This window comes from Natronolimnohabitans sp. A-GB9 (assembly GCF_030848565.1).
Taxonomy (GTDB): domain Archaea; phylum Halobacteriota; class Halobacteria; order Halobacteriales; family Natrialbaceae; genus Natronolimnohabitans.
In genome coordinates this window covers 1-15,147 of record NZ_JAVDDV010000001.1, presented here as the reverse complement: position 1 = coordinate 15,147, position 15,147 = coordinate 1, and the positions used below count along the sequence as shown (strand labels likewise).

12 protein-coding genes and 1 pseudogene are annotated in these 15,147 nt (G+C 61.6%); 6 read left to right on the top strand and 7 right to left on the bottom strand.

Translation table 11 applies throughout. The annotated features are described in order from the left end of the window. Positions 1-127: 127 nt before the first annotated feature. The 3 genes from RBH26_RS00070 to RBH26_RS00060 all read right to left on the bottom strand — a co-directional run bounded on the left by RBH26_RS00070 (position 128) and on the right by RBH26_RS00060 (position 2,114). Positions 128-1,174, bottom strand: a complete 1,047-nt coding sequence (locus RBH26_RS00070) for a lysylphosphatidylglycerol synthase transmembrane domain-containing protein (RefSeq protein WP_306755760.1) — start codon at positions 1,172-1,174, stop codon at positions 128-130. 9 nt (positions 1,175-1,183) lie between these two features. Then, the gene (locus RBH26_RS00065) at positions 1,184-1,741 is read right to left on the bottom strand and encodes a hypothetical protein (protein ID WP_306755759.1); all 558 of its coding nucleotides are present in this window, start codon (positions 1,739-1,741) and stop codon (positions 1,184-1,186) included. 112 nt (positions 1,742-1,853) lie between these two features. Continuing rightward, entirely contained in the window at positions 1,854-2,114 is a 261-nt protein-coding gene (locus RBH26_RS00060; RefSeq protein WP_306755758.1) for a hypothetical protein, read from the bottom strand. Between the two features lie 580 nt (positions 2,115-2,694). Here RBH26_RS00060 and RBH26_RS00055 point away from each other — a divergent pair. Beyond that, a complete protein-coding gene (locus RBH26_RS00055; RefSeq protein ID WP_306755757.1) occupies positions 2,695-2,877 on the top strand; it encodes a hypothetical protein in 183 nt (60 codons plus the stop codon). Beyond that, positions 2,874-3,326, top strand: coding sequence for an ester cyclase (locus RBH26_RS00050; RefSeq protein WP_306755756.1), 453 nt, complete (start codon positions 2,874-2,876; stop codon positions 3,324-3,326). Before RBH26_RS00055 ends, RBH26_RS00050 begins: the two co-directional genes overlap by 4 nt. 93 nt (positions 3,327-3,419) lie before the next feature. Here the strand turns inward: RBH26_RS00050 and RBH26_RS00045 are convergent, their stop codons facing one another. Together RBH26_RS00045 and RBH26_RS00040 are read right to left on the bottom strand one after the other, a co-directional pair. Beyond that, on the bottom strand, positions 3,420-4,415 hold the full coding sequence (locus RBH26_RS00045; protein ID WP_306755755.1) for a cytochrome d ubiquinol oxidase subunit II: 996 nt from the start codon (positions 4,413-4,415) through the stop codon (positions 3,420-3,422). Further along, positions 4,408-5,859, bottom strand: coding sequence for a cytochrome ubiquinol oxidase subunit I (locus RBH26_RS00040; protein ID WP_306755754.1), 1,452 nt, complete (start codon positions 5,857-5,859; stop codon positions 4,408-4,410). The genes RBH26_RS00045 and RBH26_RS00040 overlap by 8 nt, the downstream gene beginning before the upstream one ends. A 996-nt stretch (positions 5,860-6,855) precedes the next feature. Between RBH26_RS00040 and RBH26_RS00035 the strand changes: the two genes are divergently transcribed. From RBH26_RS00035 to tsaA, 3 genes and pseudogenes are all read left to right on the top strand, one after another. Continuing rightward, positions 6,856-8,289 (top strand): cytochrome ubiquinol oxidase subunit I, encoded by a 1,434-nt coding sequence (locus tag RBH26_RS00035; RefSeq protein ID WP_306755753.1) that lies wholly within the window; start codon positions 6,856-6,858, stop codon positions 8,287-8,289. Between the two features lie 4 nt (positions 8,290-8,293). Then, positions 8,294-9,359, top strand: a pseudogene (locus tag RBH26_RS21335) (cytochrome d ubiquinol oxidase subunit II). A gap of 238 nt (positions 9,360-9,597) precedes the next feature. Next, on the top strand, positions 9,598-10,026 hold the full coding sequence (gene tsaA / locus RBH26_RS00020) for a tRNA (N6-threonylcarbamoyladenosine(37)-N6)-methyltransferase TrmO (RefSeq protein ID WP_306755750.1): 429 nt from the start codon (positions 9,598-9,600) through the stop codon (positions 10,024-10,026). 243 nt (positions 10,027-10,269) lie between these two features. Here tsaA and RBH26_RS00015 read toward each other — a convergent pair whose 3' ends face one another. Further along, positions 10,270-11,034, bottom strand: coding sequence for a helix-turn-helix domain-containing protein (locus RBH26_RS00015; protein ID WP_306755749.1), 765 nt, complete (start codon positions 11,032-11,034; stop codon positions 10,270-10,272). Positions 11,035-11,400: 366 nt separating this feature from the next. On the opposite strand from RBH26_RS00015, the gene RBH26_RS00010 reads away from it, so the two are divergent. Next, positions 11,401-12,246, top strand: coding sequence for a universal stress protein (locus RBH26_RS00010; protein WP_306755748.1), 846 nt, complete (start codon positions 11,401-11,403; stop codon positions 12,244-12,246). A gap of 182 nt (positions 12,247-12,428) precedes the next feature. Here RBH26_RS00010 and RBH26_RS00005 read toward each other — a convergent pair whose 3' ends face one another. After that, positions 12,429-14,735, bottom strand: coding sequence for an amino acid permease (locus RBH26_RS00005; RefSeq protein ID WP_306755746.1), 2,307 nt, complete (start codon positions 14,733-14,735; stop codon positions 12,429-12,431). Positions 14,736-15,147 lie beyond the last annotated feature (412 nt).

Genomic DNA, 15,147 nt, shown 5'->3' with positions numbered 1-15,147 from the left:
ACTACCGGACGGCAGTCAGTACCTACCCGATCACGGGTCTCGTACGCAGCGGTCGCCACGAGAAGTCGCCCTGAACCCAACGCTGACTGTGGTGTTCCCGACGAAACGAATCGCCTTGCCGGCACGACTATCCCCGAACTCGCCGGAGGAGCCGCAAGGCACGCGACACGAGACCGAGATCGTCGGGGACGGCGTCCTCGTCGCTCCAGATCAGGATCGCCGTCGTCACCGCAGAGAGGGCGAGTGGAACCCAGAACGTAACGACTCGAGCGAGCAACGCGACCGAGAGTCCTTCGGCGAAGGAGGCACCGCCGGCGAGAAAGACGAGGGCAAGCGTGCCTTCGAACGTCCCGGTTCCACCGGGCGAAATCGGGGCGAGACCGACGAGATACGCGAGGTAGGTCCCGACGAACGCGATCGTCAGGGTCGTCTCGACACCCAGCGTGAGTGCGACGACGTAGATCTTCAGCGGGTAGACGAACCAGAGAAGCACGGCGATCGCGTACAACCAGTACCGGCCGCGTCGATCGAGGAGTTCGCCCGCGCCACTGACGACGGATCGGAGTGTGGACTGCGCTCGATCGACGTAGCCGGCCGCCGAGTTCGGAACGATGGTGGCGATCGACCAGTGGCCGTCCCGTGTCGTCTCCCGACGTGACACGGTAAGTACTGCGCCGACCGCGACGACGACGGCGACGAACCCACCGACCAGTCCGTAGACGTCACTCGAGACGGCCCCGTCCTCGAGGCTGGAGGCCCCAACACCGAGGGCGCCGACACAGAGTACGGCAAACGGCGGCAGAGAGACGTACTTCTGGGCGAGCAACACCGACGAGATCGTCCCGTAGGTCGCGTTCGTCGTCCGCTCGAAGAGATACACCTTCGCCGCCATCCCACCCAGTTTCGAGGAAGGGGTCGCGCTCTCGACGAACAGCCCGGCGAGAGTCACCTCGAATACGCGTCGAAACGAGATGGAGACGCCGGCGCGGTCGAACAGGAACTGCCACTGGTAGGCGATCAGCCCGAGCGTTCCGAACTGGACCAGACAGAGCGCGGCGATGACGAGCGGGTTCCCCTGCTGGAGTGCCGACCAGAGTTCGCGCCAGCCAGCGAGAAACGCTAGTCCAGCGAGCAAACAGATACCGACGATCCACAGGAGGAGTTTCCGGTTCATGAGGAGGGCCTACGTTTCGAACAACACCGATCGACCGAAGGTGAGCATCCGGTGGCTGGTCGCGTCGTCGGGATCGAACGACTCCGAGAGAGCGCCGTACTCTCCGGCGAACGGCGGCCGTGGCTGGCGAACGACGATCCGTTCCGGCCCGTTCTCGAGCGCCCGTAAGTGACGGACGATCTCGTCTTTGGGTTCCGCTTGCACTGCTACCACCGCCACATCGATCTCCTCGAGTGGCACGGTCGTGTCCGTGTCGACGCTCGTTCCGTCGCCGAAGACGACCTCGACGCTGTTTGCCACGCCCGCTCGATCGAGGTTGCGCTGTGTGCGTGGCTGGACGCTCTCGTCGCGATCGAGTGCGTAGACGTACGCGCCGGTCTCGCGGGCGATCAGCGCGGCTGTAAACGGCATGGCGCCACAGCCGACGTTGAGCACGCGATCGGTCGCGTCGATCTCGCCGAGGGCGATCTCCCGTCTCACCACCGTTCGATAGAGACGGACGTACAGGTCGAAGAGCAACGGCGTCGACGTACAGGTTTTCTCGAGGGACGCGACGAGGTGTTTCATCGGTGACCGACCTCCTCCCCTTCGAGACGTCGTCGATGCGGTCGCGTACCGTCGGTGGACACGCCGACGCTGCCGACCGCCGCTGGGCGATGCTGCTCTATCATGGGTGGAACTACTCGAGAACCGCTGCGTCGATTGCTTCCGAGGTCTCCCACTCGACGTGGTCGTCGTGTCGCAACTGGAAGTCGACCTCCTCGCCGTTTTCGTCTTCGACGACGGCACCGAGGGAGACGTTGTCCTCGAGGGGGATCGACGGGAGTTCGCCGTGCCAGTGACCGTGGTAGTCCGCGACCTCCTCGTCGGTGCGTCGGTCGATGACGTCGAGTTCGTACTCGCTGTCGCCGCCACTGCCGAGACAGCCAGCGGTGAGCATAGCCAGACCGCCTGCAACGCTTGCACTCAACTTCCGTCGTGTCAACTGTAGCCGCCTCATGGAACGTTCTGTCGTCCACTCTCAACCAATCGAACATAAACCTTGCCAACTGAAATTGCGTTAATACAATCTGAGTTGTTTTTACCAATGGGGGAGTCGGCGTTCAGAACGGTCCGAAAAGCGAGATGGTCATACTGTCGGACAGCAGTCAGTAAGACGTCGGTCGCGAACTCGCGGCCGTCACCCGTGGGACGGCCGCAGTCCCGCGACCGATCGTCGAATCGTGCTGTCCAACAGTATCAGGATTCCGAGTATTCATGGCAGAAGCGGCCGCCTCGCCGACCCCTGTAGTGACGTTCGACTAAACTTATGGCGTGTGACACCCTGCGCGAGCTATCGTAGCCACCGAAGGGTTGCAACGGAAGTAGTCCGCGAGAGCGTGGCTCCGTACGCCGGCACTCGAGCGTTCGACGGTCGACTACCGTTTGCACTGCTGTCGAATGTTTTACTGCCTACCGTATACAACCTAGGTTGATCTAGTGCAAAATGTTTTTATTAGATGGCGCTGTCTTGTCGTGTGATGGGTGACCAACTGAAACGGAGACCTGTGATCGCGGCTGGCGGGACAGGGGTGATCGGTGCGCTTGCAGGCTGTGTCTCCAGTCTTCGTGATCCATCCGGCGACGACACTGGATCCGGGAGCGTGTACACAGTCTCACTGGAGCCGGTGGGCAACACCGTTTACGGGAAGGGAATCGAATGAGCGGACTCGAGACCGAGAAGGCGCTGGCCGAAGAGTTCGTTCTCGCCGCGTTCGAGAAGGACGATCAACAGACGGTTCACCGAATGCTCGCGTCGGACGCCATCGTTCACACGCCGAACGTTCCCGGAACGGGACTCGATGCCGACGAATTCGAGACGCAGGTTCTCGATGTCTTCCACGGCGCGTTCCCGGATCTGTCGATAGCGATCGAGTCACTGATCGCGGAGGAGGCGACCGTAGTCTGTCGGTACACGATGAACGGCACACACGAGGGCGTCTTTCACGGGATCGAGCCGAGCGGAGAGACGATCGTCGTCACAGGGGTCGTCGAACTTCGACTCACCGGATCGGGAATCTCGGAGCTGTGGCATACGACCGACAGTCTCGAGTTACTCGAACAGGTCACAGACGACAGCCACGGAGACGATTGCCGTGAGCGTGACAGCTAATTCGACCCGATGAGCGAAAAGATCGGCGAGTGTAGGTGTCAGCAGACGGCCGTCTCGAGACGGGAGCTTCGCGTGTGGCGCTCGGCGACTCCCTTAGCTGTACTGCTGGTCGGCCGTTACTGGCCCGCTGAACAGCGAGTACAGGAACAGGAAGTAGCCGACGATGATCGGCACGAAGATCGCCGCGAAGATGGTCGTCATATTGAGCGCGAGGGGGGAGACGACCGCGTCGGCGATCGTCAACCCGGCAGCGGGATCGATCGACGGGTACAGCAGCGTCGCGAGGAAGACGACGAGTGCCGCTGCCAGGCCGGACGCCGAAAGCACCGACGCGTGATACCGCTCCCGCGACGCCGCGACGACGTTTCCGACCGCGAACACCAGCGTCGCGACGACGAGTGCCACGGTCGACCCGGACAGCAGTACCGACCGTAGCTCGGGGTACTGACTGTACACTACGGCTGCCGTGACGACGAACAGGAGGACGTAGGCGCCCGTCGCTAACTGTCCTCGCTGGACGACTCGAGTGCGGAGTTCACCTCTCGTCTTGACGCCGAGGAACGCGCCGCCGAGAACGACCGTGAGCGCGACGACGGTGAACCCGACGACGAGTGGACCGATCGCAAGCGCCGACGGCTCACCGAGGATCCAGCTGGCGACGAAGACGCCGAGGAGGTACGGCGAGAGTGTACTCCCGACGATGAAGCAGGCATCCCAGAACCGGACCCACTGCTCGTCGTCGCGTTCCTCCCGGAGTTTCGACCCCAGTCCGCGCAGCGACATGGTAAACAGGATCGCGAACACGAGTAGATAGTACCGTCCAAGGATGTTGGCGTAGACGGCCGGGAAGCCGGCGAACAACACGGTACCGAACAGGACGAGCCACACCTCGTTGGCCTTCCACAGCGGACCGAACGCGGCGAGCATGAGTTCTCGCTCCGAGTCGTCGGCTTCGGCGAACAGAATCCCGAGGCCGAAGTCGAACCCGTCGAGCAGGAGGTAGACGCCCAGTGCGAAGACGACGAGTCCGAACCACAGCTCCGGAAGCGACTCGAGCATGTACGCCGAGTCCGACAACACGCTAGTCATCTGCGGGCACCCCCGGCGAATCGGGTCGGTCGTCTTCCTCGATTCCGACTTCGTGTCGCTGGGCCTCCTCGTCGATGATCCGTTTCAGGACGTAGAGGAAGACGCTGAATAGCAAGATGTACCCGACCACGAACGCGACCAGCGTCAGCGTCGCCTCGGTCCCGGTCACCGGCGGGGAGACGCCGTCGGACGTCTTGAGGACGTCCTGAATGATCCAGGGCTGGCGCCCGATCTCGGCGACGTACCAGCCGGTGATCAGCGCAACGAAGCCAAGCGGCGAGGAGACCATAAGCGCCTTCAGCAGCCGCTCGTCGTCGGCGAGCCCGCCCTTCCAGAGGCGGTAGGTCCCCCAGGCGCCGAGCGCGATGAACCAAAAGCCTAGCCCGACCATGATCCGGAACGACCAGAAGACCCACGCGACGGGCGGTGAGTCGTACTCGAAGTCGTTGAGGCCGGTTACCTCGGCGTTCGGATCACCCCCGCTGGCGAGGAACGACGCGAAGTGTGGAATGCTTATCGTATAGAGGTTGTCCGCACGCGGATCGGTGATCGACTCGAGATCGGTCGGTATGGCGACGACGTGTAAGTCGGCCGATCCAGTCTCGTAGTGGGCCTCCATCGCGGCGAACTTGTGTGGCTGCGTTTCGGCGACGTGACGGCCGTACATGTCGCCGTGGATGGCCTGAAACATCGACGTCAGGAGGAGGACGACGACGCCCACCCGGAGCGCGGTTTTCCAGACGTCGCTGTCACGGTTCTTCCAGACGAAGTACGCGGCGATACCCACGATCAGCAGCGTCACCGAGATGATCGCCGCGTTCTGCATGTGGACGTACATCCACGGGAAACGTGGGTTGAAAAACGCCGCGAGCGGATCGGTAAGCTGTGCGATCTGCACACCGTCTTCCATGACGATCTCGTAGCCACGTGGCGTCTGCATCCAGGAGTTGACGACCAGGATCCAGAACGCCGACAGCCACGCGCCGAGTGCGACCATAACCGACGAGAGCGCGTAGAACCAATCAGAGACGCGGTCACGCCCGAACAGCAAGATCCCGAGGAAGACGGCCTCGAGGAAGAAGGCCATCTTCGCTTCGAAGGACAGCGGGCCCCCGATCAGTTCGCCGGCGACGGTCGAGAACGCCCCGAAGTTCGTCCCGAACATAAAGCCCATCGGGATGCCGGTGACGGTCCCCATGATGAACCCGACCGCGAAGATTTTCGTCCAGAACTTCCGGAGCCGGACGTAGCGTTCCTTCCCAGTTCTGACCTCCTGGACGGTAAAGTAGACCAGAAACGGCGCCAGCCCGACCGAAAGCGCCGCGAAGATGATGTGAATCGTAATCGCCCAGCCGAACTGGATTCGGCTGGCTAACTCCGGCGTAAGAAACGCCAGCCACGGCCCGAGTTCGGTCATCACCGTCGTGACGGTTGGATCGGTCATCGATATTGCTCGACTAGCGGACATATCATGCTCACCAAGTAGCTACGAATAGGTGTTCAACACCGGTAAGCTACACTTCGTACATTTCCAAAATTCGATGGATAGACCAGAAATACGCCCCCAGTATTCGACTTTCGATTCACAAACCAAAGTTATTCTGGCTATTCGATTCCGGCGTTTGAACGACGGAGTTACTGATTCAACGGTACAGGATTAGCCGACTCGAGATTGTTAGACAAATACCACTTCCCCGTGATCGGATCGCTTCGGGAGTGTTGCTTTCATGGTTCTAATGGAGATCTAATCCAGACTCGAACAACTACTCCGACGGTGGCTCGGAACCGGGTCTCGAGGCGGTCGTCGTCCCGTGGTCGGCTGCGGACACGAACCAGGCACCGAATACGACGAACAGACCCACGATGGCCAGAATAACCCCGATGGGCGGATTGAGGAAAAACAGTGGTATTCCAGCGACGAAGACGAGGGCACCGTTTTTCCGCACTGCTCGTTTCGGTGCGTTTCCACATTCGGGACATGTAGCTGCTCCCCGATCGAGGGGGCTACCACAGGACGCACACGTATCGGTCGTGTTTGCCGAATCAGTTGCTTCCGCTTTCATGTGCCGCTCGACGACCGAGAACGGCTTAACCCTTGTTGTCGGCAGAAATAACTGTATCTCTCGGCGGTACGTTATCGTTGCGATAGATATGTATCGTCGAGACGACTAGTCTGGTTACCATACGATAGGGGCACAAGGTGCTTTGGATACGGTCCGTACCGGTTTCAGTATCAATTTCTATTACAAGACCTGAAATATATGTAAGCACGAATTACTGAACACCTATGGGTTAGGTGACTGTTTTATCCCCATCCAGGTCGGAGGTGGAGCATGAACCGCAGGCGGCGCCGGGTCGGTCAGGCAGGTCGGAGCCCACACACTGTTCGGGTTCGAGCCACGCGCCGCAGGAAAACGAGACGACGCGACACTAACGACACATGATTGATCCCCTCCTAATCGATCCCGAACTCGGAAGTCGTGTACAGTTCGGTGGGACGCTCACCGTTCATATCGTCTTCGCGGCGCTCTCGGTCGGCCTCGCACCGTACATCGTCTACTTCACCTGGAAGGATGTATCGACAGGAGAAGCGAAGTACGAACGGTTGCGCTCGTTCTGGACGAAGATCTTCGCGGTCGGATTCGTTATGGGGACTGCAACGGGAATCCCGATGAGTTTCCAGTTCGGAACGAATTTCCCCGCGTTTTCGGAGGCAGCCGGCGAGTTGATCGGTGGTCCACTCGCGTTCGAGTCGACGATGGCGTTTTTCCTCGAGGCGGTGTTTCTGGGCGTATTGTTGTTTGGCCGTGAGCGGGTAAGCGATCGGGTGTACGTGCTCTCGTCGGTACTGGTGATGATCGGTGCGTGGCTGTCGGCGTTCTGGATCCTGGTCGTCAACTCCTGGATGCAGACTCCCCAGGGGTACGAACTGATCGAAGAAAACGGCGTGACAGGGATCGTGCTTACGGATCCGGTCGCGGCCTACTTTACGCCACGGCTGTTCTGGATGTACGTCCACATGCAGAACGCGGCGATCATCTCGGTGACGCTGCTGGTCGCAGGCGTCGCCGCCTACTTCGTCTGGACGAACCCGAACAGTGAACCGTGGCGCGGAACGCTCAAACTCTCGGTCATCGTGCTCGCAGTCACGTCGATCTTTCAGGTGATCCACGGCGACATGTATACCCGACACGTCGTCGCGACCCAGCCGATGAAGTTCGCCGCGATGGAAGCGATCTACGAGACCAAAGAGGGTGCACCCCTGCATCTCCTCGCGTTCCCACAGAGCCTCGAGGATATCACCAATCCGCGGGCCGAAGAACTGTATACGGTCAGCATTCCGTATCTGGCGTCGTTGCTCGCAGAGGCCGATCCAGCCGGGATCGTCTACGGGCTCGAGGAGTTCGACGTACAGAACCCGCCAGTCGCGTACGTCTTCTGGTCGTTTCGTACGATGGTCATGCTCGGATTCTGGTTCATTGCGCTCGGTCTCTGGAGCCTGTACCGACTACGGTCGGGAACGCTTTTCGAGCGTAGCCTCCACCTGAAAGCGCTCATGGCGTCGATTCCGCTCGGATTCGTCGCGACGATCACTGGTTGGTACGTCACCGAGATCGGCCGCCAGCCCTGGATCGTTCAGGACGTCCAGCTTACCAGTGAGGGAGTCTCACAGACACTTACGTCGACACAGATAACGATCTCGCTGACCGCGTTTGCAGTCGTGTACGCGGTGCTCGTCGTCGTCTTCCTTCGCGTCGTCAAGTGGATCGTCGACGACGAACTCGAACACGTACGAGACGACGCGCCCGAACGACTGAGCCGGGATCGAGACCAGTCCGACGAGTCGACACCGGCCGGGTCAGGGGAGGTGTAATCGGATGATCGGAGAGATCAGTCTCGCTCCGATCGCAGATCGGGTGTCGACACCCGCGTCGTTCGGCCCCGTCGTTCCCGCCGACGAGTATCTGGTTCCGTGGCTACCGGAGTTCTGGTTCGGGCTGTTGCTATTTACGCTCGCAATGTACGTCTTCCTGGACGGATTCGACTTCGGAATCGGCATGTTGTACGCCACGCGTGACGACGAAGAAGAGCGCGAGCTGTTGTTGGCCGCGTTCGGACCCGTCTGGGACGCCAACGAGGTGTGGCTCGTGGCGTTTGGAACGGTGTTGCTCGCCGCGTTTCCGCCGGTGTACGCGTCGCTGCTGAGCGACAACTACCTGCTGATATTCGCGATCGTGTTCGCATTGTTACTCCGTGGCGTTACTCCCGAACTTCGCGAGCAGCGTGACGACCCGACATGGCAACGGCGGTGTGACCGTGGCTTCGTCCGTCGGTAGCGTCCTCTCACCGCTTTTTATCGGTATGCTTGCAGGGAGCTGGGTGTTTGCGACCGGTGCGATCAGCCTCCCGAGCGTCCTGACCGGTATCGCGTTCGTCGCGCTTTCGGCGGCGAGTGGTGCCGCGTATCTCGCAGTGAAAACGACCGGCTCTTTGCGAACCGAGATGGCGACCGACGGAATGTACGCGAGTGTCGGTGCCCTCGTCGCGATCGTGCTGTTGCTCGTCGTCGTCTTCGTCTCGAATCCGCTTGGGATCCGTGCGACGCTGCGTAGCGTCCCGGTTGGAGCAGTCGTCCTCGCAGCGGTCGTGCTTGCGGTGTTCGGACTGCTCTCTGCCATGCGATCGGCATACACCCGCTGGTTCTACGCAATGGGTGGCGTCTCGATCGCGTTCGTCGTCCTCGTCGCTGTCCTCCTCTATCCGGAGCTTTATCCACGTACCGAAACGACAGTCCGAGAAGCCGTCGTGTCACCGCTCTCGTTGAACGTCCTCACGATCGTCGTCGTTCCGGTGTTGGCGCTCGTACTCGCGTACTTCCGGTATCTCTACGGAGTCTTTTCGGGGCCAGTCGAACCCGAAGATGGATACGGTATGTCAGACTGAGATAAACCGCTGTCCGTCGGTCCCGACACGATCCGGCCTGACCACGTCGGTCCCCGGTCGCGCGGGATCGGTCGGGATGGGTGCGTACCGCGGGTCGCGTGGTCGGTTGGCAGTCCGTGTCAGTTGCTACTATACCGGCAATGACTGTCGGTAGCTACACCCGTCCCGTTTCAATCGATAATATTGGGTGCCAGCCGGCCGCTTAACCGAACCTGCCCGCTACACGCGGGCAGCGTCGATGGAGATCACCTACACGCCAATCGGACACGTTCGATCGCCGTACGATTCCCCTGCCGATGTTTCCCGCGAGGAAACCGACGAGACGACCAGCGAGATCGTCCTCGAGGAGGAGTACGAACGCGGACTCGACGGGTTGGCCGAGTTCTCTCACGCCGTCGTCCTCGCACACCTAGACGAAGTCGAGGAGGCGCTGCTTACGTCTCGACCACCTCACGCCGACGACGTCGAAGTCGGCGTGTTCGCGACCCGGAGTCCGTTCCGACCGAACCCGATCGCCCAGACCGTCGTCGAGTTACACGACCACGATGGAACGGCGCTTCGGGTTACGGGACTCGACCTTCTCGACGGGACCCCCGTACTGGATATAAAGCCGTACGTCCCGGCAGTCGATCGGGACGAACTGGCCACCGGCTGGCTCGAGGAGTAATACTGCCGGCCGATACGAGTCACGCAGCGATCATACGCGACCGGTCGTGAGAGACGATCGGACGGATACTGACTGTTGTCCGCGGTAGAACGGCGTTTCCGATCGGGTATGAAACGGCATCGAACAGTCAAACACCACACGACGATACGCTATAGTTGCACTCATACGGTCTCCTGTCGTCACTGACCGCCGATCGCCAGGACGGGATCGGCGATCTGCGGGACATCGGGACAGCAGTCCGTATCAGGCGTGCACCCCGGGCTCGGTCTCGGAGTACCGATCCAGGTATCGTTTCACGAGCCTCGATTCGGCCATTCGAAGGCGGTAGGAGAGCGTCGACTTTGGAACGTCGAGTTCGTCTGCGAGTTCTTCGATCGTCACCTGACGCGGACGTTCGTAGTAGCCGTTCGCAGCGGCGTGTGCAAGCGCCCGCCGCTGTGAGCCCGTCAAGTCGGCGTCGACGAACGCATCACCGTGCCACTCCGTTGCTTCTCCGAGGTGTCCGATCTCGACTGTCACACCCGGTCGACAGGCAGCCTCGACGTGATCGAACAGCTCGCCGACCGCCGCATCGGAGCGCATCAGCAGTCGCCACCGTTCTCGACCGGCGCGATGTCTGTGCTCGAAGATCGTCCCCGGCTCGAGATACGTCGAAGCGATGTTGTGGATCGAGTGGCAGTCACAGATGTCCTCTACGTATGCATAGACCAGCCGCTGTCTCGGGGCACACTCGAGTCGGTACGCCGTGCTCGTACCACAACACCGTTCCGTTCCGATCGCACGCGGGAGATAGTCACGATCCTCGAGGGCAGTCTGGAGGTGGTCGGTCGCAGTCGGTGGACCAGTGAGCTGGACGAGACGGACGTACGACGTTCGTCCGACCGCGACGTCGATCGTCGCTGCCCGGAGATTCGGATACTCGTGGAAGACGTCGGCGACCGGGTCTTCCCCGGGCTCGTAGGTCAGCGTGAAGGTGAACTCGCGGAGGCGATCGGTCGTCGTGCTCATCGTTCTGGATTGGATGACGCGGGCGGGACGCGGTTCGATACGGGCGGTGACGTCGGGGTCGTTCGACTGGGGAACGTAGCGGTGGCCATCCCGTTCGGAACTAGCCGGTTCCGACGCCTAAATGAGTCGAACCGGACGATTTTCGATGCGTCACGACCTCACATCGACCACCTCCCGGAAAATATTGCTCGAACCGGGTCAGTCGAGAACGCGGCCAGCCGGAAGCTGGGTCGTACTGTCGGACAGAGCTATTGTACGGTTGCCGATACGTTGGTACAAAGAACCGTATCGCTCGGCAGCTGATCCGACAGCGGACTAGGTAACCGAACCACCAGGGATAATATTCGTCCACCTAGAACGACCAGTATGAAAGCCGTCTACGCGACGGACCTGTCAGCAGCCAGTGAAGTGGCTATCGAGACCGAAACCTGTCTCGACTGTCTCGAACGGATCGGCGTCGACGAACTCCACCTCGTGACGGTCGTCCCGGCGAACGTCCACGGCGGGACGATCGGGATCGACCACGAGAAACGGCGAAGGCGCGCACTTCGACGCTATCGCAACTCGATCGAGGACGTCGGACTCGACGTCGAGACACACGTGGTTCGAGGCACGCCACACCGCCGAATCAACGGGATCGCCGAGACCGTCGGCGCGGATCTCTCGATCGTCGGCTCGCGCGGGAAGAGTCCGCTCGAGAACCGACTCATCGGGTCGACGACGCGGAACCTCGCTCGAACGACGGTCGTGCCGTTGCTCGTCAACCGAATCGAGCGTGAAACCGAGTCACCCGACCTCGTCGAGAAACACCTGTTCGAACGACTGCTGTACGCGACTGACTTCTCGGCGAACGCAGACCGGGCGTTCGAGGCGTTTTCCTATCTCCGCCACGCGGCCCAGGAGGCGACGCTGGTCCACGTGGAGACGGAGACCAGCCCCGGCCCCGACGGAGACCGCGCGCCCGAAAAGCGACTCGAGGAGCTAACCGACCGACTCGAGGAGTGGGATATCGACGCGACGATCGACGTCCGGACGGGCGACCCCGCCGACGAGATTCTCGCCGCGGAAGCGACCCACGAGCCGACGACGACGCTGGTTGGTTCGCGCGGTCAAAGCAAACTTCGCCGACTGCTGCTTGGTAGCGTCTCCGAATCGATCGTCGCCAACGCGGCCGGCAACGTCTTCCTCGTTCCGCCGCGTCGAACCGCCTGATACGGTCTACTCTATGTCCCGCCGATCGCCACGACGGGACCGGCGACCGACGTAATCGATACTGTCTGACAAAACGATACACACACCGATCGCACTCGAGACGCGATCGGGCGTGTACTGACTGTTGTCCGGTAGTATAGAAACGGATTCGTGACGGATAGCCGTGGGACGGTCGGCAGCCGTCAGTTGAACAGGTAGTTCATCAACAGCCGCTGGAGCCGTCCTGGCTGCCGGCCGTCGTGGGTCTGGACCATGACGGCGGTCGTCTCGACGCGCTCGACGAGCTGGTTGCCCGGCCGGCCGAGGAGTCGTGCACTTACCCCGGTTCGATCGACACCGGTCACGAGCAGGTCGGCATCGCCCACGAATCGCGTCAGTCCCGTGATCTCGTCGTCGGCCTCGATGATCGTCGATCTGGCTGGCACCGTCAGAATCGACAACAGCTCCTCGTGGTAGCGCTCGATCGTCTCGCGTTGGCTCTCCGGAGCGTCTTCCGGAATCGCCTGGAGGAGGTTGATCTCGGCGCCGGTCTCCTCGGCGACCGCGTCGGCAAACAGCAGCTTCAGCGGGTCGTACGCCCCGCGGTTGGCGACGACCGCGATCTCGTCGGCACCGTCGAAGTCGTCGTCCTCGACGAGCAACACGTCACAGGGGGCGTTCTCGAGCAGCCAATCGGTACCGCCGCCGAACAGTCGCTGGTGGAACTGTGCCCGATCGCGTTCGGCGACGATCAAGTCGTAGTCGCCGTAGGTCGCGCAGTCGACGATCGCGCGGTTGTGATCTTCGCTGTCGATCTCACGGTACTCGATGCGCGTGTCCGTCACCGGCGATCGACCGACAGGCGTGGCACCCCCGGACGTACGTGTCGGTCGATGGACGTCGTGATTCTCGGGGAACCACGAGGGGGCGTCGTCGCCGTCGGTCGGCAGCCACTCGGGTGGATCGTCCGCGAGCACGTCGGCGTGGTCCCCGGCGAACAGCCGGTGGGGAACGTCGACGAACTCGACGACCGAAACCGTCGTCGACCGGAGCCGGCCCATATCGGTCGCCATCCGAAGCATATCGCGTCTGGCGTCGGAGGACGTGTTTTCCGTGATCGCGACGAGGACGTCGTACTCCGCATCGGCCTCGAACAGGCCACGGGTCCGATCGGTGGCACGTTGACTGACGTTCTCGCGGACGCCAGCACGGGCCGCCCCCTCACGGTCGATTCGCTTTCGGGCGTAGACGTAGTACCACGCCATCGCGCCGATCGTAATGACGATCGCACCGACGAGCGGGACGGTCCCCATCGTCGTCAACACGACGAGTCCGCCGACGATACCGGCCAGTTGCGTCCACGGGTACAGCGGCGAGACGAAGTCGGGATCGTATCCATCGACGGCCCCCTCACGGAACCCGATCACCGCGAGGTTGACGAGTACGAATACGAGCACCTGAAATGCGGAGGCGAGTTTCGCGATCTGGAGGATCGGGACGAACGCGATCAACACCAGGATCACGGCCCCCGTGAGCGTGATTGCTCGCAACGGCGTATTGAATCGGGGGTGGAGATCCTCGAGCGACGACGGGACCAGATCGTCACGTGCCATCGCAAACGGGTACCGCGACGCCGAGAGAACCCCCGCGTTCGCCGTGCTTACAAGCGCCAGCAACGCTGCGACGACGACCGCGACGACACCGACTGTGCCGAGTGTCTGTTCTGCCGCGACGGCGACAGGTGCGTCAGTCGCTGTGAGCATGTCCGGCGGGGTCACCCCGACGAGGACGGCGACGATGAGGACGTACAGCAGCGTCGTGAACGCGAGTGAAACGAGCATCCCGATCGGAATGTTTCGCGACGGGTTCTCGATCTCCTCGGCGACGCTCGCGATCTTCGTGACGCCCGCGTAGGAGACGAACACGGCACCCGTCGCTACGAGCAGGCCGGAAGAGCCAGGATCGAGCGCGCCATCGAGGCGCGCACCCTCGATCGAGACGCCGCTGCCGACCACGAACCAGATCATCGCTACTAGCATGATCGCGACGATCCCGACCTGAAATCTGCCGGTGACGTCGGAACCGACGATGTTGAGCAGGATCAACAGAGCAGCGATCGACAACGCGATAGCGGTGACGGTTCCGGAGCCGAGATCGCGGTCCAGCAGGTAGACGAGATACGGCACTCCACCGACGAGCGCCAACGCGCCCTTGAACGAAAGGGAGAACCAGGTTCCGATCCCTGCCACCGTTCCGAGCAGCGGACCCATGCCGCGCTCGATGTAGACGTAGGATCCACCGTCTTCGGGCATCGCTGTCGCCATCTCCGACTTCGATAGCGCCGCAGGAATCACTAACAGACCAGCCAGAATGTACGCTAACACGACCGTCGAGCCGGCGATCTCGTAGGCCAGTGCCGGTAGGATGAAGATTCCCGACCCGACCATCGCGCCGATACTGATCGCGACGACTTCTGGAAGTCCAAGATCGCGGTTTAGACTGGACGTCATCGACCGCTCACCTCGTGGATCGACGGTGCACCGAGACCCCTCGCCCGTCGGTAACGAGCGCGACGGAGCCAGCGGAACCCGACCCTGCCGTGGGTAGAGAGGAGTGTTACCAGTGGGTATGATAGCGGTCCACTGAGATCGATTCGCCGACCGTCCCACGCTCGAGTGGCGGTCGGGAGCGGTTCGACACCGATCGGACGACGAGCGTCGTCCGATCGGGTGGTCGTATCGGAAGCGAACGCGTTCGAGTAATACCGTGGAAGGGCTGTTCTCATATGTTACTTGTCTATTTTACAATAATACTATTCATCCATCAAACGGGCCGACCGGGCTGTCTGTCGTCGACCGATCGGAAGTGGACGGTCAGTCGTGGGGATGGAACCGCTTGACAGCACGGTCGACGGCCGCCGTC